The organism is Sodalis sp. RH22 (assembly GCF_047324165.1).
In the GTDB taxonomy this organism is placed as follows: Bacteria; Pseudomonadota; Gammaproteobacteria; order Enterobacterales; family Enterobacteriaceae; genus Acerihabitans.
Genome location: NZ_CP178731.1, coordinates 3,819,039 through 3,841,213, shown reverse-complemented (window position 1 = coordinate 3,841,213; position 22,175 = coordinate 3,819,039). Strand labels below are relative to the sequence as shown.

General features: G+C 59.2%; 18 protein-coding genes. 11 read left to right on the top strand and 7 right to left on the bottom strand.

Annotated features, from left to right (window positions below; genetic code table 11):
- The first annotated feature begins 14 nt into the window (after nucleotides 1-14).
- From ACL2XN_RS17435 to fabY, 3 genes are read left to right on the top strand one after another with little or no spacing between them, the layout of a single operon-like run.
- Nucleotides 15-869: a virulence factor BrkB family protein gene (locus ACL2XN_RS17435; protein WP_410012812.1), complete on the top strand. Its 855-nt coding sequence runs from the start codon at nucleotides 15-17 to the stop codon at nucleotides 867-869.
- Nucleotides 866-1,303: a D-aminoacyl-tRNA deacylase gene (gene dtd, locus ACL2XN_RS17430; RefSeq protein WP_410012811.1), complete on the top strand. Its 438-nt coding sequence runs from the start codon at nucleotides 866-868 to the stop codon at nucleotides 1,301-1,303. Before ACL2XN_RS17435 ends, dtd begins: the two co-directional genes overlap by 4 nt.
- A gap of 32 nt (nucleotides 1,304-1,335) precedes the next feature.
- Nucleotides 1,336-2,277, top strand: a complete 942-nt coding sequence (gene fabY, locus ACL2XN_RS17425; protein WP_410012810.1) for a fatty acid biosynthesis protein FabY — start codon at nucleotides 1,336-1,338, stop codon at nucleotides 2,275-2,277.
- 39 nt (nucleotides 2,278-2,316) lie between these two features.
- Here fabY and ACL2XN_RS17420 read toward each other — a convergent pair whose 3' ends face one another.
- The 7 genes from ACL2XN_RS17420 to ACL2XN_RS17390 all read right to left on the bottom strand — a co-directional run bounded on the left by ACL2XN_RS17420 (nucleotide 2,317) and on the right by ACL2XN_RS17390 (nucleotide 11,938).
- Entirely contained in the window at nucleotides 2,317-4,005 is a 1,689-nt protein-coding gene (locus ACL2XN_RS17420) for an AsmA family protein (protein WP_410012809.1), read from the bottom strand.
- 137 nt (nucleotides 4,006-4,142) lie between these two features.
- Nucleotides 4,143-5,522, bottom strand: coding sequence for a nucleobase:cation symporter-2 family protein (locus ACL2XN_RS17415; RefSeq protein WP_410016667.1), 1,380 nt, complete (start codon nucleotides 5,520-5,522; stop codon nucleotides 4,143-4,145).
- A 184-nt stretch (nucleotides 5,523-5,706) separates the two neighbouring features.
- Nucleotides 5,707-7,788 carry an ATP-dependent DNA helicase RecG gene (gene recG / locus ACL2XN_RS17410; RefSeq protein ID WP_413730989.1) on the bottom strand — a complete coding sequence of 694 codons (2,082 nt, stop codon included), beginning with the start codon at nucleotides 7,786-7,788 and terminating at the stop codon, nucleotides 5,707-5,709.
- 79 nt (nucleotides 7,789-7,867) lie between these two features.
- Nucleotides 7,868-9,985, bottom strand: coding sequence for a bifunctional GTP diphosphokinase/guanosine-3',5'-bis pyrophosphate 3'-pyrophosphohydrolase (gene spoT / locus ACL2XN_RS17405; protein WP_410012808.1), 2,118 nt, complete (start codon nucleotides 9,983-9,985; stop codon nucleotides 7,868-7,870).
- Nucleotides 9,986-10,005: 20 nt separating this feature from the next.
- Nucleotides 10,006-10,281 carry a DNA-directed RNA polymerase subunit omega gene (gene rpoZ, locus ACL2XN_RS17400; RefSeq protein ID WP_132924177.1) on the bottom strand — a complete coding sequence of 92 codons (276 nt, stop codon included), beginning with the start codon at nucleotides 10,279-10,281 and terminating at the stop codon, nucleotides 10,006-10,008.
- 54 nt (nucleotides 10,282-10,335) lie between these two features.
- Nucleotides 10,336-10,959, bottom strand: coding sequence for a guanylate kinase (gene gmk, locus ACL2XN_RS17395; protein WP_410012807.1), 624 nt, complete (start codon nucleotides 10,957-10,959; stop codon nucleotides 10,336-10,338).
- A 553-nt stretch (nucleotides 10,960-11,512) separates the two neighbouring features.
- Nucleotides 11,513-11,938: a MarR family winged helix-turn-helix transcriptional regulator gene (locus tag ACL2XN_RS17390; protein ID WP_410012806.1), complete on the bottom strand. Its 426-nt coding sequence runs from the start codon at nucleotides 11,936-11,938 to the stop codon at nucleotides 11,513-11,515.
- A 787-nt stretch (nucleotides 11,939-12,725) separates the two neighbouring features.
- On the opposite strand from ACL2XN_RS17390, the gene ACL2XN_RS17385 reads away from it, so the two are divergent.
- The 8 genes from ACL2XN_RS17385 (at nucleotide 12,726) to ACL2XN_RS17350 (ending at nucleotide 22,139) form a co-directional block, all read left to right on the top strand.
- Nucleotides 12,726-13,130, top strand: coding sequence for a VOC family protein (locus ACL2XN_RS17385; protein ID WP_410012805.1), 405 nt, complete (start codon nucleotides 12,726-12,728; stop codon nucleotides 13,128-13,130).
- Between the two features lie 203 nt (nucleotides 13,131-13,333).
- Nucleotides 13,334-14,278: an ABC transporter permease gene (locus tag ACL2XN_RS17380; protein WP_410012804.1), complete on the top strand. Its 945-nt coding sequence runs from the start codon at nucleotides 13,334-13,336 to the stop codon at nucleotides 14,276-14,278.
- Between the two features lie 2 nt (nucleotides 14,279-14,280).
- Nucleotides 14,281-15,198 (top strand): ABC transporter permease, encoded by a 918-nt coding sequence (locus ACL2XN_RS17375; protein WP_410012803.1) that lies wholly within the window; start codon nucleotides 14,281-14,283, stop codon nucleotides 15,196-15,198.
- Nucleotides 15,198-16,166 carry an ABC transporter ATP-binding protein gene (locus tag ACL2XN_RS17370; protein ID WP_410012802.1) on the top strand — a complete coding sequence of 323 codons (969 nt, stop codon included), beginning with the start codon at nucleotides 15,198-15,200 and terminating at the stop codon, nucleotides 16,164-16,166. The genes ACL2XN_RS17375 and ACL2XN_RS17370 overlap by 1 nt, the downstream gene beginning before the upstream one ends.
- Nucleotides 16,159-17,169 (top strand): oligopeptide/dipeptide ABC transporter ATP-binding protein, encoded by a 1,011-nt coding sequence (locus tag ACL2XN_RS17365; RefSeq protein ID WP_413721770.1) that lies wholly within the window; start codon nucleotides 16,159-16,161, stop codon nucleotides 17,167-17,169. Before ACL2XN_RS17370 ends, ACL2XN_RS17365 begins: the two co-directional genes overlap by 8 nt.
- Nucleotides 17,170-17,180: 11 nt before the next feature.
- Nucleotides 17,181-18,743, top strand: a complete 1,563-nt coding sequence (locus ACL2XN_RS17360) for an ABC transporter substrate-binding protein (RefSeq protein ID WP_410012800.1) — start codon at nucleotides 17,181-17,183, stop codon at nucleotides 18,741-18,743.
- 106 nt (nucleotides 18,744-18,849) lie between these two features.
- Entirely contained in the window at nucleotides 18,850-20,103 is a 1,254-nt protein-coding gene (locus tag ACL2XN_RS17355; RefSeq protein WP_410012799.1) for an MFS transporter, read from the top strand.
- A gap of 38 nt (nucleotides 20,104-20,141) precedes the next feature.
- Nucleotides 20,142-22,139 (top strand): CocE/NonD family hydrolase, encoded by a 1,998-nt coding sequence (locus ACL2XN_RS17350; RefSeq protein ID WP_413729160.1) that lies wholly within the window; start codon nucleotides 20,142-20,144, stop codon nucleotides 22,137-22,139.
- Nucleotides 22,140-22,175: the final 36 nt, after the last annotated feature.

Below are 22,175 nucleotides of genomic sequence, written 5' to 3'. Positions count from 1 at the left end.
GGGAGGCTGTGGCGATGAGAGCTGCTTATCGGAAAAAATTTATCCGTTTTTTCTCGTTCTGTTCCCTGTTATATAAACGTATCGACCATGACGGGATGACGGTGCTGGCCGGCCATCTGGCCTATGTATCCCTGCTTTCGCTGGTGCCGCTGGTTACCGTCGTATTTGCGCTTATCGCCGCTTTTCCGGTCTTTTCCGGCGCCAGCGTCCAGCTGAAGTCGTTTATCTTCCATAACTTCATGCCGGCCACCGGCGACGTTATCCAGCGCTATCTCGAGCAGTTTATCCTTAATACCAGCCAGATGACGGCGGTGGGAACCTGCGGGCTTATCGTGACCGCGCTGTTGCTGATTTATTCGGTCGATACGGTGCTGAACACCATCTGGCGCAGCAAAAACAAGCGGCCGATCATTTTCTCTTTCGCGGTTTACTGGATGGTGTTGACGCTGGGGCCGATACTGACCGGCGCCAGTATGGTGATAAGCTCATATTTAATCTCCCTGACCTGGCTTAACAATACCGGCACCACGACATTCGTCACCCTGGTGCTGCGGATATTCCCGTTGGTGCTTTCCTGCGCCTCATTCTGGTTATTGTATTGCGTCGTGCCCACGGTGCGCGTTCCCGGCCGGGATGCCCTGATCGGCGCGGTGGTGGCGGGCGCGCTGTTCGAACTGGGTAAAAAGGCCTTCGGCTTATATGTCACCATGTTCCCATCGTATCAGCTGATTTACGGCGTGCTGGCGGTGATACCCATCTTATTTCTTTGGGTCTATTGGAGCTGGTGTATTGTATTACTGGGGGCGGAGATCACCGCCTCGCTGACGGAGCACCGGCGGTTGCGGCAAGAGGAGCGGTTATCGCGATGATTGCCTTGATACAACGGGTGTTGCGCGCGGATGTCGCCATCGGGGGCTTAAGCGTGGGCGCCATCGGCCCCGGTTTGCTGATCCTGCTCGGCGTCGAACGGGATGACGACAGGCAAAAGGCGGCAACGTTATGCGAGCGCGTTTTGGCCTACCGCATCTTCGGCGACGGGCAGGGTAAAATGAATCTTAATGTCCGCCAGGCCGGCGGCGACGTGCTGGTAGTATCCCAGTTCACGCTGGCGGCGCAAACCGATAAGGGGCTGCGCCCCGGCTTTTCGCACGCCGCGCCGCCCGCCCTGGCCGAAGAACTGTATGAGTATTTTAACGACTGCTGCCGTAAGAAGGATATCAGGACCGAGACCGGCCGCTTCGGCGCTGATATGCAGGTCTCGCTGGTGAATGACGGCCCGGTGACCTTCTGGCTTCAGGTATAAGACGTTAAAGCCCTTTATAGAGAGAACATGGCATGTATCACCTGCGCGTTCCACACACCGAACAAGAACTCAGCGACTACTATCAGTTCCGCTGGGAAATGCTACGCAAGCCGTTGCATCAGCCGCAAGGCTCCGAAAGGGACGCCTATGACGCGACGGCGCATCACCAGATGGTGGTCGACGAAAACGGCAAGCCGGTGGCCATCGGCCGGCTGTACATCAATGCCGACAATGAAGCCTCCATCCGGTTCCTGGCGGTCGACCCTCAGGTACAGGATAAAGGCCTGGGCACGCTGGTGGCCATGACGCTGGAGTCCGTGGCGCGCCAGGAAGGGGTCAAACGGGTGGTCTGCAGCGCGCGCGAGGACGCGGTGGACTTCTTCGCCAAGCTGGGGTTTATCAACCAGGGCGAAATCACGGTGCCGTCCACCACGCCGATACGCCATTTTTTAATGATCAAGCCCATCGTGACCCTGGATGATATTTTGCACCGGCCGGACTGGTGCGGCCAATTGCAGCAGGCCTGGTACCAGCATATTCCGCTCAGCGAAAAGATGGGCGTGCGCATCAGCCAGTACACCGGCCAGAAGTTTATGACCACCATGCCTGAAACCGGTAACCAGAATCCCCACCATACCCTGTTTGCCGGCAGCCTGTTTTCGCTGGCGACCCTGACCGGCTGGGGGCTGATATGGCTATTGCTGCGTGAGCGCCAATTGGGCGGCACCATTATCCTGGCCGATGCCCATATCCGCTATCTCACCCCGGTGACCGGCCGGCCCTGCGCCGTGGCGGATCTGGGTTCGCTGAGCGGCGATCTCGATCGCCTGGCGCGCGGACGCAAGGCGCGGGTACAGCTTGAGGTCGAGTTGTTCGGCAATGAAGATAAAGGCGCCATATTCAAAGGCGTTTACCTGGTATTGCCGCCAGCGCCGGACAAGCCGCTGGAGCGCGGCGGCTCCCAGGCCGGCTAATATGGGCAAAAAGTGGGCATGAGGGACAAGTCATGCCGTTTACGGCGCTGCCGGCGCCAGTTCTCCGTTGACCATGGTTTGATCCACCGTTTGGCCCTGTACGTTCAGCGCATGCAGCCTGCCGTTCAGGGTGGGTTTAAACGGCGCGTTGGCGGGCATTTTCCCGGCCAGCGTGAGCTGCGTATTGCCGTTGCCCGGCAAGGGCGCCACGGGCCAGCCCCAGCGCTGCAGTATGTTTAACGGCACCGCCCGTCCGTTAAGATTCAGGGTAAATCCCCGTTCGCCCTGCTGGTTGATCACCGCCGTGGCCTCAAACAGCCCCTCGCCGGCAAAGGCGCTCAGTTCGGTGACGGCGATCCTGCCCTGGTCGGCGGTTAACGCCAGCGACGGGCGCCGGACATCGATTTTGTTAAAGGTGGCGTCGCTGCCGTTAAGGGTCAGGCTGCCGGACCAGATGCCCCATTGATGATCCCGCGCCAATACCAGGTTTTTGCCATAGCCGTCCAGCGCGGTGATTTGAAATGGAAACGCGGGATTAATATCTATCAGCAGATTGCGGTTGGCGGTAAATTTGTTCACCTGCACGTCGGCCAGCCACGAGGGCAGGGGTTGCAGCCAACTGTCCAGCCATTGCCCGGGCAAGGTATATTCCAGCCCAGCCACCATAAATTCGTCCAATTCCAGACGCTGGCCGTCCCGCAGCCAGCGACCCGAGGTGCGCATCAGTCCCCCCTGCCAGCGCCCGCTGAACTGGCGTATTTCGATGCCCTGCGGCGACAGGGTCATATTGGCTATGGGATCGTTTAAATGCACGGCGCCGTTAATCAGGTCGCTGGCGTTAAACGACAGGCTACCGTCATCCGACGACCAGTCGCCATCCTGAAAGGTAATATTGCGCAGGGTTAAATCCAGATCGCTAAAGGCCCAGTTCTTGCCTTCCATACGCGCATCAATCAAATCGAAGCGATGGATGGTGATTTTAGGCACCTCCGATAGCTGGCGCAGAAACTCATCCAGGCTTTGCGTGGTCTGCATGCGTACATTGCTCAGGCGCAGGTTATCCACCTGCCAGGCGCCGTCTTCGTCCCGCCGCGCATTGCCGGTTAATTCCCCCTGGGATAAATCGGCGCCCAGATTATCCAGCCGCAGCTGGTTATTATTGATTTCGCCCTGCACCAGGACGTTTTCCGCCGGGATGCCGTTAAGGGTGAGGGAACGGGCGCTGATCTGGAAACGGGCGTTACGCCCCAAGGGAAAGCCGGTCTGCGGTTGCCAGGGAGTGATGCCGGCATTGACGTTTTGACCGTTCAGCTCCCAGCCGCCGTAAGGGGACTGGATGGCCATGCCATTGAGCTGCAGCACATCCGCCTGCAGCGGGAATGCCAGCGAGGCGGGGTCCAGGTTTAGGGTGCCGTCCTGCAGCTGGATGCGGTAGAAGTGATAGGGATCGGTGAATTGGCGGATGCTGAATCCGGCCACCAGCCGTTTGGCCACAAGCGTAGCCCGGCGTTCTTTTTGCCCGAAAGAGATGTTGTCGAAATAAATGTCGCCCGGATCGGACCAGTTGTGGGTGATCTTATTAAACGATAATTGGTAGCCGGTATGCTGGGTGACTAACCGGCTAACCCAGCCGGCGCCCCAGGTGGTTTGCAGCAACACGTAGATCAGGATAATTATCAATAGCACTATCAAAAGTATTGATAATAAGAGTTTCCCAATAAATTTCATTGCTCAAATCCATCGCTGTCATAAAGGTTACCCAGTTTATGCCGTAATTAACGGGGCTTCTCAATAGCCAATGTGCTTCAGACAAAAAAAAGCCGCCGTATTGATACGGCGACCGCAAAAAAATGATAGCTAACTAATTAATTATGTTCCGGCGGGAACAATAAATTCAAGATGATGGCGGTAATGCCGCCGGCGGCAATGCCGGAGGACATCAGGGTCTTCAGCCACTGCGGCGCGAACTGCAAAATCAGCGGCTGCTGCGACACGCCCAGCCCTACCGCCAACGATAGGGCGATAATCATAATGGCGCGGCGATTAAGCCGTTCACGGGATACGATACGTACGCCGGACGCGGCGATGGTGCCGAACATGACGATAGTCGCGCCGCCCAGCACCGGCTCGGGAATATGCTGTACAAAGCCGCTGACCACCGGAAACAGCCCCAGCGCAATCAGCATCAGCGACACCACAAAGCCGACATAGCGGCTGGCGACGCCGGTCAGTTGGATGACGCCGTTATTTTGACCGAAACAGGAGTTTGGGAAAGTGTTGAACACGGCCGACAGCATTGAATTCAGGCCGTTGGCCAGCACGCCGCCTTTCAGGCGCCGCATATAGATGGGGCCGCGTACCGGCTGTTCCGAGACGTCGGAGGTGGCGGTAATATCGCCGATGGTCTCCAGCGAAGTGACCATAAATACCAGCATCAGCGGGATAAGCAGATCCCAGTCAAAACCCAGGCCGTAATACAGCGGGGTCGGCACCATGATTATGGATTGCGCCGGCGCGGGAGCGGTCTGCGGCAACATGCCCATCATCCAGGCCGCCAGATAGCCCACCGCCATGGCGATCACCAGCGAGGCGACCCGCAGATAGGGATTGCGCTGACGATTGAGCAGGATGATGACCAGCAGCACCACGCCCGCCAGCATCAGGTTTTTCGGCGCGCCGAAGGTATGATCGCCCATGGCGGCGAAACCGCCGCCGATGGAAGTCAGGCCGACCTGGATCAGGGAAATGCCGATAATCATCACCACGATACCCGATACCAGCGGCGTAATGATGCGCCGGGCCAGGTGCAGCACGCGGGATAATAAAATTTCCGTGCAGGACGCCACCATCAGCGTGCCGAACAGGGCCGCCATCATCGTGGGCACATCGGCGCCGCCGTTTTTCAGCGCCAGGCCGCCCATGATAAGCGGCGTGACAAAGTTAAAGCTGGTGCCCTGGATGGACAGCAGGCCCGATCCCACCGGTCCCCAGGTCTTGATTTGCAGCAGTGAGGCCAGGCCGGAGGCAAACAGCGACATGCTGATAATATGCTGCGTGTCCTGCGCCGGGAGCCCCAGCGCCTGGCAGATTAACAGGCCGGGCGTAATCACGGCGACAAACATGGCCAGCAGATGCTGGCAGGCGGCAAACAGGGTTTCCGCCAGCGGCGGACGATCGTCGAGGTGATAAATCAGCTCGCTTTTGGCAACGGGAATCGGCGCGTCATCAACGTCAGTGGCTGGCATGGTCATGGGGGGAAACATTCCTGGGCGGCAAAGGAGGCATTTTAATCATCCTGTTTTTAAAAGCAAACGATTGCTCGCGACCTGCGCCCGCGCCGGTTGATATAGGTCAATGCCGGCGCAGATTTCAGGCCGGCGCCCCGGGTGCCGATGCCGGCGGGAGGGAACAAGAGGGAATACTTATGGCTCAGGCGTTGGTATAGCGCACGCGCTCCGGCATCCAGCGCTCAATCAGCGCCTGGGCGGCGGCGGGATAGTGTTGGTGGATATGGCGCGCCAGCCGCTGGACTTCCGGGATCATGGCCTGGTCGCGCAGCAGATCGGCCACTTTGAATTCCGCGTTGCCGGTCTGGCGCGTGCCCAGCAATTCCCCGGGGCCGCGGATCTCCAGATCTTGTTGCGCGATGATAAAACCGTCGTTGGTATCCCGCAGCACCTGTAGACGCCGCTGCGCGGTTTTGCTCAGGGGCGATTTATAGAGCAGCACACAGTGCGAGGCCACCGCGCCGCGTCCCACGCGGCCGCGCAGCTGATGCAGCTGCGCCAGTCCCAGGCGTTCCGGGTTCTCGATAATCATCAGGCTGGCGTTGGGCACATCGACGCCAACCTCAATAACGGTGGTCGCCACCAGCAAGTGAACCTCACCGGCCTTGAATGCCTGCATAATCTGCTGTTTTTCCAGTGATTTCATGCGCCCATGCACCATCCCGACGGTCAGTTCCGGCAGGGCGGCGGCGAGCCCCTCCCAGGTGGCCTGCGCCGCCTGGGCTTCCAGCAGATCGGATTCCTCGATGATGGTGCAGACCCAATAGGCCTGGCGCTGCTCCTGTAAGCAGGCTTGGCGCACCCGCTGGATGACATCTTCGCGCCGGGTGTCGGGAATGGCCACCGTGGTCACGGGCGTGCGGCCGGGGGGCAGCTCATCGATAACCGAGGTATCCAGATCGGCGTAGGCGGTCATGGCGAGCGTGCGCGGGATGGGGGTGGCGGTCATGATGAGCTGGTGGGGATGGAACCCCTGCGCCAGGCCCTTCTCCCATAATGCCAGGCGCTGATGCACGCCAAAGCGGTGCTGCTCGTCGATAATCACCAGCGCCAGCCCCGAGAATTGCACCTGTTCCTGGAAAATGGCATGGGTACCCACCACCATCGCCACCCTGCCGGCGGCGATGGCATCTTGCTGGGCAATACGCGCCTTGCCTTTTTGTTTGCCAGCCAGCCAGCCCACCTCAATGCCCAATGGCTCAAACCAGTTGCGAAACGTTTGCGCATGCTGCTCGGCCAGCAGTTCGGTGGGCGCCATCAAGGCCACCTGCTTGCCCTGGGCAATGGCTCGCAGCGCCGCCAGGGCCGCCACCAGGGTTTTACCCGAGCCGACGTCGCCCTGCACCAGACGCATCATCGGCACGGGTAGAGCCAGGTCGCTCTCGATTTCCGTCGCCACCCGTTGCTGGGCGCCGGTGGGCGCGAAAGGCAGCCGGCCGAGGAATTGCTGCTTGAGATGATGATCGGCGGTCAGCGCCAGCGCCAGCTCCTTGCGTACCCCAGCCCGCACCGCCAGCATACTGAGATTATGGGCCAGCAGCTCCTCCAGGATCAGCCGCCGTTGCGCCGGGTGTTTGCCCAGCTCCAGATCGGCGAGCGAAATGTCCGGCGCCGGACGGTGCAGGGTGCGCAGGGCGTCGGGCAGGCTTATCAGGCCCCGGCTCAGCTCCGGCGGCAGCAGCTCGGCAATCGGGCAGGTATCAAGCAGGGTCAGCGCCTGGTCTGTCAGGCTGCGCAACGTCGCCTGGCGCACGCCTTCGGTGGTGGGATAGACGGGAGTTAACGACGGCGCGAGGGTGACGTCGTCATGATCGCCGAGCACATGATATTCAGGATGGATAATTTCGGCGCCCTGCTGGCCGCGGCGGATTTCGCCATAGGCGGTAACGCGCCGGCCGGGAGCCAGGCTATTTTTCATCGCGGCGTTAAAGTTGAAAAACCGCAGGGTCATCATGCCGCTGTCGTCGCGCATGCGGCAGGTCAACATGCGCCGCCGGCCAAAGCTGATATCGCAGGCCAGCACCTCGCCCTGCACGGTGACAAACATGCCGGGCAGCGCATCGCCAATGGGGTAGAGACGGGTGCGATCCTCGTAGCGCGAGGGCAGATGCAGCAGCAGGTCCTGCAGGTTTTCCAGGCCAAGCCGCGCAAGCCTTGCCGACTGGGCGGGGCCGACCCCTGAAAGCGAACTCAGCGGTATGGCATTCAGCAGACGGCCTTCCATCATTCAGCACTCCGTGGCAGGTAAACTGGCCCGCAATGGCGGAACGGCCATGATGTCGCGCCGGTTGGCGGCCAGGTTGTTAGTTGCGGTTACGGGTGACCCGGATGACATCCGGCATAACGCGTATTTTACGCATAATATTCGCCAGATGGACACGGTCGCGCACGGTCAGGCGGATAAACGCGCTATAGACCCGCCCGTCTTTCTCTTCGGTGTTCAGGCTTTGGATATTGGAATCGGCGGCATTGATAGCCGCGGTCAGGTTGGCCAGCGCGCCCTGGTGATTAAACATATCCGCTTTAATCTCGGCGATAAACTCCTGCTCGGTATCCAGATCCCATTCCACCGCCATGAATTTTTCCGCTTCTTTCTGGTAGCCGCGGATATTGCGGCAGGATTCATGATGAACCACCAGCCCTTTACCCGGGCTGACATGGGCGATAATCGGATCGCCGGGAATAGGGCGGCAGCATTTGGCAAAGGTGATAAGCACGCCTTCCGCGCCTTTGATCGGCAGGGTTTTGGGACCGGAAACGGAGGCGCCGGACGGCGCCATATTGGACTGGTCGCCCTGCAGATTACGGGCAATCACCACGCTCATGGCGTTGCCCAGGCCGATTTCCGCCAGCAGATCGTCCAGGGAGGCCAGTTTCATCCGGTCCAGTTCATGCTGGATATTTTCCGGCGGCACCTCGGCCAGTTTACGGCTGCCGCCAAGGGCGTGGTTCAATAAACGCCGGCCCAAACTGACGGAATCGTCGCGTTTAAGGTTTTTCAGCATCTGGCGAATTTTGGCCCGCGCCTTGGAACTGACGACAAAATTCAGCCAGGCGGCGTTGGGACGGGCGCCGGGGGCGGTAATAATTTCCACCGCCTGTCCGCTGGTCAGGGCCTGGGACAAGGGGTAAGGCTGGCGATCGACCCTGGCGCCGACGCAGGCATGGCCGATATCGGTATGCACCGCGTAGGCAAAGTCCACCGGCGTGGCGCCCGCCGGCAGTTCGACGATGCGTCCTTCCGGGGTAAAGACGTAAATTTCGTCCGGAAACAGATCGGACTTAACGCTTTCAATAAATTCAAACGAGCTGCCGGCGCTTTGCTGCAGCTCCAGCAGGCTTTGCATCCAGCGCTGCGCGCGGATCTGCGCCGTGGTGCCGGTTTCACCCTGTTCTTTATAAGCCCAGTGCGCCGCCACGCCCATTTCCGCCATCTGGTCCATGTCCTCGGTGCGGATTTGTACTTCCACCGGTACGCCGTGGGGGCCGATCATCGAGGTATGCAGGGATTGATAGCCATTGGCCTTGGGAATGGCGATATAGTCCTTCACCCGTCCCGGACGCGGTTTATACAGGCTGTGCATCTGTCCCAGTACCCGGTAGCAGGTATCCACTTCGCCGACGATGACCCGGAAGGCGTAGATATCCATGATGGAGTGAAAGCGCTGCTCTTTGAGATGCATTTTGCAATAAATGGAGTACAGATGTTTTTCGCGTCCGCTGACGCGACAGGGAATGCCCGCTTCGGTCAGCCGTCCTTCAATTTCCGCCAGGATTTTCTGGATCATCTCTTTGCGGTTGCCGCGCGCCGACTTGACCACTTCCTTGATCACCCGGTAGCGGTTGGGATACAGCGCCTCGAAGCCCAGTTCCTCAAGTTCGGTCTTAAGGTGATGGATACCCAGCCGGTGGGCCAGCGGGCTATAGATTTCCAGGGTTTCGCGGGCGATGCGGCGGCGTTTATCAGGACGCAGCGCGCCAAGGGTGCGCATATTGTGGGTCCGGTCGGCCAGCTTTATCAGCACCACCCGGATATCCTGCACCATGGCCATGATCATTTTGCGGAAATTTTCCGCCTGGGCTTCTTTTTTGTCGCGAAACTTAAGCTTATCGAGTTTCGACACGCCTTCGACCAACTCGGCCACGGTTTTACCGAACAACTGCTCCATGTCCTGGTAGGTGGCCGGGGTATCCTCAATCACATCATGCAGCAGCGCCGCCATCAGCGTCTCATGGTCAAGACGCATTTCGGCCAGAATACAGGCCACGGCCACCGGATGGGTGATATAAGGCTCGCCGCTGGAGCGTGACTGTCCCTCGTGAGCATCACGGGCGACAAGGTATGCCTGCCGGAGGAGTTTAATCTGATCCTCGGGCAGGTATCGTTGAATCAGCAGATTCAGGCTTTCAAACAGATACAATTGTGAACCGTTGTCCGAATTTAGCGACGACCTTCAGCAATAGCGGTTACCGCCTGGATTTCCGCGGCTTCCTGCTCCTGCTGTTCCTGGCGATCCCGCAAGTCGAGGATCTGATTGGTAATCAGGCCTTCTTCTATTTCACGCAGGGCGATAACGGTGAATTTGTCGTTTTCTTCCGCCACCAGGGGATCTTTACCGCCGACCTGAAGTTGGCGAGCGCGACGGGCAGCGACCAGCACCAGGTCAAAACGATTACCAATTTTTTCAACGGCGTCTTGTACAGTTACGCGTGCCATATGTGAGCTACTCCGCAAATAGAGAAATGACTGGGCATCATACTGAAAGTTGTTTCAGTCCGCCAACAGTTTGGTGATTAAAGCGTCATGCCGTAATTTTTGCCGGCCCAGACGCAGACGTTCGGCACGAATAATGGTTTTTAAATCCATCAGGGCCGTATTGAACTCGTCATTCACAATCAGGTAATCATACTCGGCATAATGCGACATTTCCGCCACTGCCTGCGCCATACGGCGGGCAATGACCTCTTCGCTATCCTGCCCGCGGCCGCGCAGGCGCCGATCCAGCTCTTCCCTGGACGGCGGCAGCACAAAGATGCTGCGGGCCTGGGGCATGCGCTCGCGAATTTGCTGCGCGCCCTGCCAGTCGATATCCAAAAACACGTCCACGCCGGTGGACAACACCTGTTCGATGGCCTCGCGCGACGTGCCGTAATAATTGCCGAAGACGTTGGCGTATTCGAGGAAGCACTCCTCCCCGATCATGCGCTTGAACTCAGCCTCGGAAATAAAAAAATAATGTTCCCCGTCTTTTTCCCCCGGACGTATGGGCCGCGTGGTGTGGGAGATCGATACCTGGGTGTCGTAAAGCGGTTGTGTTTTAAGCAACGCCTGGATCAGGCTTGATTTTCCCGCGCCGCTGGGAGCGGAAACAATGTAAAGCGTACCATGAACCATAGTGGGAATTTTTCGGCTGTAGTTGATGTCTTTAGTGGATAACCGTCGTTGATGAATCGACGCGTGAAGACGATATCGTCTCACATTATACACGGCATTGATGCAGGTTGCAGCTTCCCTTGCTGTTTAGCGCCGGGCTTTTGCGCCCTTGGCGCCAGGGTGACGGCGGCGGCAAGCATAGCGGGCGCTCAAATAATGGATGTGGTTTACGCTTTTTCGATTATTACATAAAGGAAACTTAAGTGATGAGCCGCTAACTATTTCAGAATCATAGGGGGATGGGATGTCATGGCCAACGTTGCCCCGATCGTAGTCGCATATATCCAGCGAGGTTGGGCTTTATTAACGGCCAGTTTTCCATTCAACCCGGTGTGGCCGAAAAAGCAATAGACATGCATTTATCAAGAATTGCTTATACTTTTGCTACCCGAAGGCGTTCCCTCATCGACAAATAACGCCCTGTGGATGAGGGAAATTTGATACTGCTTATATTTTAGAGCGGCATGGTTTATGCCGCCCATTAAATAGGATATGCAGCGGTCTAAACCGACAATTAACGCTGGCCTGCTTCGAGGGTATTGCAAATTTCACCGAATTTTTCCAATTGCGCTTCAGATAAAGGCGCCAGAATACGCTCAAGGATAGTACGATGAGTCTGCTGGGCAATTTCCAGTTTATCGCGTCCTTTTTCTGTAATATAAACATGTTTAACCCGGCGGTCGGTCGGGCTTTGCTGGCGCTGCAGCATTTCGTCTTTCTCCAGGGCGTCCAGCACCGTCACTACCGTACGGGAAGAAAATCCCATATAATTTTTGATATCCGTGGCGCTGGTCTTGCCATGGGTAATCAATTGCAGGATCTTCATTTTGGACAATGAAAGTCCTTCATTGACCAATTGGCCGTTCACTTCTTTTCTCAGGCGATGATAGATGCGAGATAAAGATTCTACGGTAACTGACATGTCTATTTTTTTGTCCATTGTCGTTCCTCTCTGTAAATTAAGACGATTTACTCGCCGCGATGGCAGGTTAAAAGCTGTTATATTGATACAGGGATTAATTTATCCCTCCGGCATTGAGTTAGTGAAAAACGCCTTGCACAGCAATAACGTTCTACCCGCAATCCACCGGTAGCAAAGAAACCGTCAATATAGTTCGCGCAAAGCGCTACAAGAATCATGAATTGCCCTTCCCTAAGAAGAGCCATTTACAATATTGATTGTTAAAGCCAGTGCAGTTTATATGAATATTTTCTATTTTGAAACATGGCTAATAGAAAAATACGCATGTAATATTGAAATATCACGGCAGTGATATTTTATTTTATTTTATTACTTTTATATTAACTTTATAGCCTGCTATCTTTATATTTTTACAAAAAGTAAAAAATAATAACTTCATGATATATATAGGTATTTTACAAATAACATCAATTAAAAAAGTGACTCACTTATATTGTTAAGTAATAAAATAATAAAGATTTAAAAAAATTAATTTAAATAAATTCCTCACAAAAACATCACCGCGGAATAATTTCCGGGAAATTTTCATTTAAATAACTGATTTATAATCATAATTTTTTCGTTTTACCAAAACCCGGCTAAGACGTCGACGAATAACCGTGAAGTATCAAGGCGTTATTATTTTATACTCCAGCGCCAGGCTGTAAATGCGTCGGGGATAAATCTATTGTCGCGCCGCGAATAGGGGTGGGTAGGCCGGGACACCTATAATCAATACGTATCTGTTCATTTCGGAGGATAGCCGATGTTTAGCCATATCCAACTGGGCGCACGGGAGCTGCCGCGCATGATTGCCTTTTATGATCGCGTTCTCGCCGAGCTGGACTTAGTAAGGATGACGCCGCAGGAGCTGGACTGCCCCGCCGGCATTATCTGGAGCAAAGCCGGTCAGCGCTGGCCGCAGTTTGTGGTCCGGCGTCCCATCAACGGCCTGCCCGCCACCTGGGGCAACGGTTGCCAGGTGAGTTTTGCCGCGCCATCGCAGGACGCGGTGGCCTCAGCCTGGTCGGTGGCCCTCAGCCAGGGCGGAATCGACGAGGGCGAGCCCGGTGTCCGCGCCATCTATGCCGATGATTTTTACGCCGCCTACTGCCGCGATCCCGAAGGCAATAAACTCTGCTTCGTCCATGCCGGCGGGGTAAATCCCTAGCGGGAAGCGCGGCGAGGCATACGGCGTTCTTATATGTCGTTTTTTTGCTAAAACGCGTCGTAATAACGACGTTCAATGGGTGTAAACACTGGCAAGCTTGCTTACGTTTCCTGCTGCCATCAAGCAGAATCCGGCCTGTCCACCGCGGCCTTACCGGTGTGCCGGCGGATGTTCCTTAGCGAAAACTTAAACAGGCTGGGCTTATGTTTTTTTACCTGCTTCGGCGGCTTATGCTGGCGGCGTCAGTGATGTTGCTCGCCATCTCGTTACTTTTTTGCCTGGTGTTCCTGGTGCCGGGCGATCCGGCGTCGGTGGCGCTGGGGCCGCGCGCCAGCGAAGCGCAAAAACAGGCGCTGCGCGAACATATGGGGCTGGACCGGCCGGCCGTCGTGCAGATCGCCCGCTTTATCGCTAACGTGGCCACCGGCGATCTGGGCGAAGACGTCCTCACCCACCGGCCGGTGGCCCAATTGATTGCCCGCGCCCTGCCCAATACCCTGATTCTGGCGCTGTCGGCCATCGCCTGGGCCGTTCTCCTGGGCATCCCGCTGGGCTGCTGGGCGGCGCTGCGCCAGAACAGCCTGGCCGACCGCCTTATCGGCCTGATGTCCACCAGCGTTATCGCCCTGCCGGCCTTTGTGGTGGCTATCTATGCCCTGCTGATTTTCGCGGTCACCCTGAAATGGTTTCCCGCCATTGGCGCGGGACAGCGGGACGATCCCGTTTCCCAGCTGAATGCCCTGGTACTGCCGTCGCTGACGGTGGGCCTGAGCTGGATCGGTTATCTATCGCGGCTGGTGCGGGCGTCCATGCTGGAAGTGCTTAAGGAGAACCATATCCGCACCTATCGGGCGTTCGGCATCGGCGAGCGGCTTATCGCCATGCGTTATGCGCTGCCGATTGCGGTAGTGCCGGTGGTATCTGTGCTGGGGGTCGGCATCGGCTCGCTGTTATCCGGCGCGGTGCTGACTGAAATCGTTTTTGCCCGTCCCGGCCTGGGCAAGCTGGCCTTTGATTCGGTGATTTCACGTAATTTTCCGGTGGTGATGGGCACGGTGGTGGTGACTTCCGGCTTTTATGTGCTGGCCAACCTGATTGCCGATTTGATTAACACTTTTCTCGATCCGCGCGTGCGGCAGGAGCTTTGACCATGGCTCTTATCACCACCAATACCCCGGTCGCGGCCACCCCGGTTTCCGCCGCCGCGCCGCGTCCCGGCGCCTTTCGCGTGCTGCGCCAGGTCTGGTCGGGCGGGATGGGCCGTTTTGCCCTGATCTGCGTCGCCGCGCTGCTGGCCTGCGCCGTTTTCGCCCCGTGGCTGGCCCCGCACGATCCCATCGCCATCAAGGCGGCGCTCAGGCTGAAGGGGCCAAGCATGGAATATTGGCTGGGCAACGATCAGCTGGGGCGCGATATTCTCTCGCGCCTGATTTATGGCAGCCGTATCGCCATGACGGTGGCGTTTATCGGCACCGGCGGCGCGCTGTTGATCGGGTCCATGCTGGGGCTGCTGGCCGGGTATGGCCCACGGCAAGTCGATACGCTGCTGATGTTGTTTTGCGACGCGCTGATGTCGATTCCGATGATTTTATTCGCGCTGGCGGTGGTGACGCTTATCGGCTCAAGCGTCGTCACCATCATCATGATCATCGTCACCTTTATGGTGCCGGGGTATTTCCGGGTCGTGCGCAGCCAGACGCGGGTGCTGAAACGTATGGAATATATTGTCGCCGCCCGCGCCATGGGCGCCTCTCCCCTGAGCGTGGTATTCCGCCACCTGATCCCCAATCTGGTGGGTACCCTGCTGGTACTGGTGGCCATGGATATCCCGGCGGTGATCGCCATCGAATCCGGCCTGAGTTTCCTCGGCCAGGGCGTGCAGCCTCCCGACGCCAGCTGGGGCACGGTGCTCAACGACGGTTATTCCTATATCCGCCAGGCGCCGCATATCGTTATCGCCGCCGGCATCCCCATTATCCTGGCCACCCTGGGGTTCACCTTTCTTGGCGAGGCGCTGCGCGACGCGCTTGACCCGCGCACCGCCCGGCAATCCAGAGGAGAGAGCTGATGGCCCTGCTGGACATCCACGATCTGTCGGTCACCTATGACTCGGCCAAAGGTCCGCTGAAAGCGGTGCGTAATATTTCCCTGTCCGTGGACAAGGGCGAGGTATTGGGATTGGTGGGGGAGAGCGGCTCGGGCAAATCGACGCTGGTCGGCGCCATGCTGACCCTGCTGCCGGCCAACGCCCATGCGAGCGGTCAACTGCGCTACAAGGACCAAAACCTGCTCGACCTGCCGGAATACGCCAAGCGACGGCTGCGCGGCAACGGCATCGCCACGGTTTCCCAGGACCCGTTTACGGCCCTGAATCCGGTGATTACCATCGGCAGGCAACTGCTGGCGTTTCAGCACCATAAATCGGGATCTAAAGCGGAAAAGCTGGCGCGCGCCCTGGTAATGCTTGAGCGCGTCGGAATTTCCGACCCCAAAGGGCGGTTAAAGCAATACCCGCATGAGCTGAGCGGCGGCATTCGCCAGCGCATCGCCATCGCCGCCGCCCTGCTGACCGAACCGGAACTGCTGATCGCCGACGAACCCACCACCGCGCTGGACGCCACCACCGAAATGCAGGTGGTGGAGGTGCTCAGGGCCAGCCGGAAGCTGGTGGACGGCGCCATTATTTTTGTCACCCACGATTTACATCTGGTCAGCGCCCTGTGCGACAAGGTGGCGGTGATGTACGCCGGGGAAATTGTCGAAGCCGGGCCGATAAAGCAGATTTTTTCCGCGCCGTCCCATCCGTATACCCAGGCGTTGCTGGCCTGTGATCCTGAACGTATCGAGGTGGCGACGCGGGAACTGCCGTTTATCGCCGGCTCGGTGCCCATGCCCAGCATCAATCGCGTCGGCTGTCCTTTCCAGCCCCGCTGCGGTGTGGCCTTTGCTCCGTGCGGCGTGCAAAACCCGCCCGACACCCTGCTTGACGCCGACGGTTGGGTGGTTCGTTGCCATAAGGTGAATGCCCATGCTTGAGATCCGGGATTTAGTCGTCCGCTACAAGACGGGCACCCTGCTGAGCCGCCTGCGGCCCGGCGCGGTCCGCCATGTCGATGTGTTGGCGGGCGTCAGCCTGCATGTGCCGCCGGGCAAGACGTTGGGCCTTATCGGTGAAAGCGGCAGCGGCAAAACCACCCTCGGCCGCGCGGTTATCGGCCTGGCGCCTACGGCGCGCGGCAGCATTCAGGTCAACGGCCGCGAACCGCATGACGCCAGCGATTTGTCCTGGCGCGCCATTCGACGGGAAACCGGGCTGATATTCCAGGACCCGATGGCCGCGCTCGACCCGCGCATGACCGTCGAACATCTGGTTACTGAGCCGTTTACCGTCAACGGCCGGGAGATTAAACGCCGGGTGGAGGCCTCCCGGCTGCTCGACCTGGTGGGGTTGCCGTCGCTGTTCCTCGACCGCTATCCCCATCAGCTGTCCGGCGGCCAGGCGCGGCGGGTGGCGGTGGCGCGGGCGCTGGCACTGCGTCCGAAGCTTATCATCGCCGACGAACCCACGGCGGGGCTGGATCTGTCGGTGCAGGGCGAGTTGCTGAACCTGTTGACCGCCCTGCAGCGCGAGCTGGGCATGAGTTACCTGATCATTACCCATAACCTGGCCATCACCCGCCACGTTACCGACCGTATCGCCATTATGTATCTAGGGCGCATCGTGGAAACCGGTCCGACCGACGTGGTGTTCCGCCAGCCGGCCCATCCCTATACCCGGGCGCTGCTGAGCGCGAAAAGCAAACATAATCCGCCCAATGCCGGCGTGCTGACCGGCGAGGTGCCCACCCTGGCGCGCCGGCCTTCCGGCTGTGAATTCCATACCCGTTGTCCCCTGGCGACCCTGCTGTGCCGGACCGCCGCACCCGTATTACGTCCCCTCAGCGGGGAGCACCAGGTTTCCTGTCATACCCCTTTGATTAACGCGCAACCCCAACAGGCTCAGCCCAGCCGCATCATAGTTAAGGAGATGCATCCATGAAAGGCCCCTCGATGAACAGACGTTCCCTTCTCAAGACGATGGCGATTCTCGCCGCGGGGGCTTCCAGCTCGCTGATGATCGGCGGCCAGAGGCTGGCCTTTGCCGCGGATAATAAAAATAAGATCCTGCGGGTGCAAAACGACCTGGATATTACCAACCTCGATCCGGCCAACCGCAGCGGCTGGTATGACGAAATGGTGATGTTCGCGGTGTACTCCGGCCTGTGCCAGTACAAGGCGGGCACCGAGTGGGGCTGGCAGTTGGATGCGGCTGAATCGCTGGAGCAGGTGGACCCGCTGACGGTGCATTTCAAGCTGAAGCCGGGCATAAAATGGACCGGCGACTTCGGCGAGATGACGGCGGAGGATGTTAAATACTCTTATGAACGTTTCCTTGACCCAAAACTGTCCGCCATCTATGCCTCCGACTGGGAGGCGTTGGATCACGTGGAAATCAAGGGCACCTATGAGGGCGTTATCCATCTCAAGCACCCGTTTGCGCCGTTGTTCACCAGCACTCTGCCGCACGCCTCAGGCCTGATCGTCTGTAAAAAAGCGGTGGAAGCCGCCAAGGACAAAAAAATCGCCACCGATCCGCTGGCGTCTTCCGGCCCGTATAAGATTGGCGAATGGCTGCCGCGCGAGCGGCTGACCCTGGTGCGCAATGAAAAATGGAGCGGCCCGCACAGTTTTTATGATCAGATTCAACTGGTGCCGATTGGCGATTTGAACACGGCGGAAATCGCCTTTGAAGCCGGCGATCTGGATATGACCAAAATCAACATCAGCGCCATACCCAAGTACCAGGGCGGCGTTGAAGGCACCACGCTTACCGTGCGGCCGGCGCTGGCCTATACTTGGCTCGGCATGAACGTTGATCATCCGCTGCTGAAAGACCTGCGGGTGCGCCGGGCCATCCAGCAGGCGATCGACGTGCCGTCCATCCTGGATGCCGCCTTCGGCGGCGCGGTGAAACCGGCGTTTGGCCTGGTGCCGCCGCCGCTGCCCGGCGCGCGCGGCAAAAATATCTATCCGTACTCCCCGGAGGCCGCCAAAAAGCTGCTCAAGGAAGCGGGTGTGTCCAATCTGCAACTGCGGCTGGACTTAACCACCTCCACCGACGGCGGCACCGTGGCGCAGGTGATCCAGGCGCAGCTGGCCGAAGTGGGCATCACGCTTAAAATCAATCAGATGGATGGCGCCGCTTTTGTCGCCGCGGGCCAGGAGTCCGAAGGCACCGCCTGGAAGGACGCGCAGCTGCGCATGACCACATTCACCACCGCGCCGGACGCCAGCTGGGTTACCGCGTGGTTTACCTGCAGCCAGGTGGGCATCTGGAACACCCAGCGCACCTGCGACAAGGCATGGGATCAGTTGAATCTTGAGGCGGCCAATGAGCTGGATCAGGCTAAGCGGGCCGCCATGTACGTCAAGCTGCAGGATCAGTTGGAAGAGACCGGCGCCTATGTCTTTTTATATCACGGCAGCAACGCCTGGGTGACACCCGCCGCTATCCATGGCGCCTGGACGCCCGACGGCCAGTGGCCGTTGTTCCGCGAAATCAAAAGCGTCTGATCGGCCGGTTTTACCGCCCGGGCGGGTAGCGCCGGGCTTTATCACTGAAAAAAAGAATATCGGCCCGGGCTGTTGAGTGCGCCCGGCGCCGGATGTGGGAGCTTCCTTGACTACTGCCCGTATTCCCCTCGCCCCGAAAAAAAGCGTACGCACCGCCGCCAGCGCACTGAGACATCCCAACTACCGACGGTTTTTCGGCGGTCAGCTGTTATCGGTGATTGGCAGCTGGATTCATACCATCGCCCTGGGCTGGCTGATTTGGCGACTGGGCGTGTCGTCGCCGGTGATGCTCGGGCTGCTGGCGTTTTGCAGCCAGGGACCCATTCTGCTGTTTGGTTTGTTTACCGGCGTTATCGTCGATCGCTGCGATCGGCGCCGTCTGGTGCTGGCCACGCAAATCGGCCTGACGCTGCTGGTGGCGCTGCTGTCGATACTGACGTTAAACCATTGGATTACCGGGGAAATCGCTATTGTCATCGCCCTCGGCCTGGGCCTTATCAGCGCGTTTGATCTGCCGGGCCGGCAGTCACTGGTGGTCGACCTGGTGGAATATAACGACCTGGGCAACGCGCTGGCGCTGAACTCGGTTATTTTTAACGGCGCCCGCCTGATTGGACCGGCGCTGGGCGGCGTGCTGGTGGATACCGTCGGGGAAGGGTGGTGTTTCGCCTTTATCGCCGCCTCTTATGTGCCGCTGATTCTGTTTTTATCCACCATGCGTATTCCGCAGCGTCCACCGGTAACGCGCGACGGCAACCTGCTGACGGAAATGGCGGAAGGGTTGGCCTTTCTGCGCCAGGATCCCGACGCCCTGCGCATCCTGCTGCTGGTCGGGCTGTGCAGCCTGACCAGCGTGCCCTATTTTTCCTTTCTGCCCATGCTGGCGGATACGGTGTTGCAAGGGGGCCCCGCCGGGTCGGGCATTTTAATGAGCATTACCGGCGTTGGCGCGCTTATGGCCGCCCTGCGCCTGGCATGGAGCAGCGATATCGGCAAGATGCGCCCCTGGCCGATGTGGGCGGCGCTGATGCTGGGCATCTCGCAGATATGCCTGGGCCTGTCGCATCTGTTCTGGCTCAGCGCCCTGATAGCCGCGCCGATAGGCTATGCCATATTGACCCAGAACCTCAGCTCGAACTCGCTGCTCCAGCACCGGGTGCCCGACGCCCTGCGCGGCCGGCTGATGTCGTTTTATTCCATGATGCTGATAGGCACCGTGCCCATCGGCGCCATCATCTGCGGCGGCGCGGCCGAACTGCTCGGCCTGCCGCTGACCATGATCATCGGCGGCCTGGCATGCCTGGCGGGCGTCGCCGCCATTGCCGGCTGGGACCATTTCGGCGCCCGGCGCAACGCATGATTTCCCCTTTTCAGCCCTTATCGCCGGGAGGCACCCGCATGTCTGACATCGTTGAACCATCACTCGTGGTACCGCCATATCGCCAGATCGTTATTCCGCTGTCGGATGGCGTGCAGCTCGCCGCCCGGCTATGGCTGCCGGAAGGCGCGGCGCGAGTCCCCCTGGTGCTGGAATGGATCCCGTACCGCCAGTCCGATAATACGGCGGTGGGGGATGCGATGATCCATGGTTTTTTTGCCGCCCACGGCATGGCCGCCATGCGTATCGACCTGCGCGGCAGCGGCAACTCCACCGGGCTGCTGCAAGACGAGTATCTGGCCCGGGAGCAGGACGACGCGGTGGCAGTCATCGCCTGGATTGCCGCCCAGGAATGGAGCAACGGCAGTGTCGGCATGATCGGCATCTCCTGGGGCGGTTTTGCCGCGCTGCAAATCGCCACCCGCCGCCCGCCGGCGTTGAAGGCCATTATTACCTGCTGCTCCACCGACGATCGTTATGCCGACGACGTGCATTTTATGGGCGGGGCGCTGCTGACCGACGGGCTGCAATGGGGCAGCGGCTTGTTTACCCAACTGGGACGGCCGCTGGACCCGGCCCATGTGGGCGAAAGCTGGCGCGATCTGTGGCTGGAACGCCTTAACGGCATGGAGCCGCCGCTTGGCCGGTGGCTGGCGCATATGGAGCGCGACGATTTCTGGCGGCATGGTTCGGTGTGCGAAAACTACGATGATATCCAATGCGCGGTCTATGCGGTGGGCGGCTGGACCGACGGTTATTCAGACGCCATTCTGCGCCTGATGGCTAATCTGAAGGTGCCGCGCAAAGGGCTAATCGGTCCCTGGACCCATATCTATCCCAACTGGGGCACGCCGGGGCCGGCTATCGACTTCCTCGGCGTTTGCCTGCGCTTCTGGCGGCAATGGCTGCTGGGGGAGGAGACCGGCATCATGGACGAGCCGATGCTGGATCTCTGGCAGGGGGAAAACCTGCGTTCCGAACCGTCGTCGCTGACCCTGGACGGTCATTGGATCAGCGCGCCGGGCTGGCCGGTGGGATCGCAAACCCGGGATTTCTACCTGTCCGGCGGCGGGCTAGCCGACAGCGCGCCCGCGCCCGCCTCACCGCGGGTGATAGCCACGCCCATGCACTGCGGCCTGATGGGCGGCGAATGGTGCCCGCTGGACGGCGGCGGCAATGCCCCTGAATTCCAGGCCGATCAGCGTCAGGACGACGGCCTGTCGGTCTGTTTTGATACGCCGGTCCTCGGCGAGCCGCTTACCCTGTGCGGCAAAGCCGGGCTGGAGGTGGATATCGCCTTTGACAGCCCCTCCGCCATGCTGATATTGCGCCTTAACGAGGTGGCGGCCGACGGCCGCTCAGCCCGCATTACCTTTGGCATTCACCGGCTGGTGCGCCCCGATGTGCCGGCGGGGCAGGCTTTCCGGGTGGTCTTGCCGTTGAAAGGCGTGGCCTACCGTTTCTCCGCCGGTTGCCGGATACGTCTGGCGCTCTCCACCACCTATTGGCCGATGGCCTGGGCGGAACCGGGGCAGGGGCCGGTTACGCTGTGGCCGCACGGCGCGGTGTTGCGCCTGCCGTCCCGGCCTGCCGGCGTAGTGGATCGCGCGCGGCCGTTTGGCCCCGCCCGCTCGGCACCCGCGCTTGCGCATGAAGTGCTGGCCCCGGAAATCACGTCGCGCCAGGCGCTGTGGGACGCGGCCAGCGGCACGCACCGCCTGACCATGGATGCCCAGCGACAGCAAACCCGTATCGGCGAGCTGAGTTTTGACGGCGAGGGCCATGAGTCTTACGTCATTGGCGCCACCCCTGAAAGCGCCCGCTGGGAGGCGGTGCGGATGCAGCGTTACACCCGGCCCGGCTGGCATATCGCGCTACGCAGCGAAACCTCCCTGGCCTGGAAGGACGGCGGCCTGATCCTGACCTCGGCTTATGAGGCGCAGGAAAACGGGCAGGTGGTGTTCGAGCGGCGGTGGGAACAACACTTCGCCGCCAGAATTAGCGGCAAACGCGGCTGATTACGTTACTATGGTGAACATGACGGGCTTATTGGT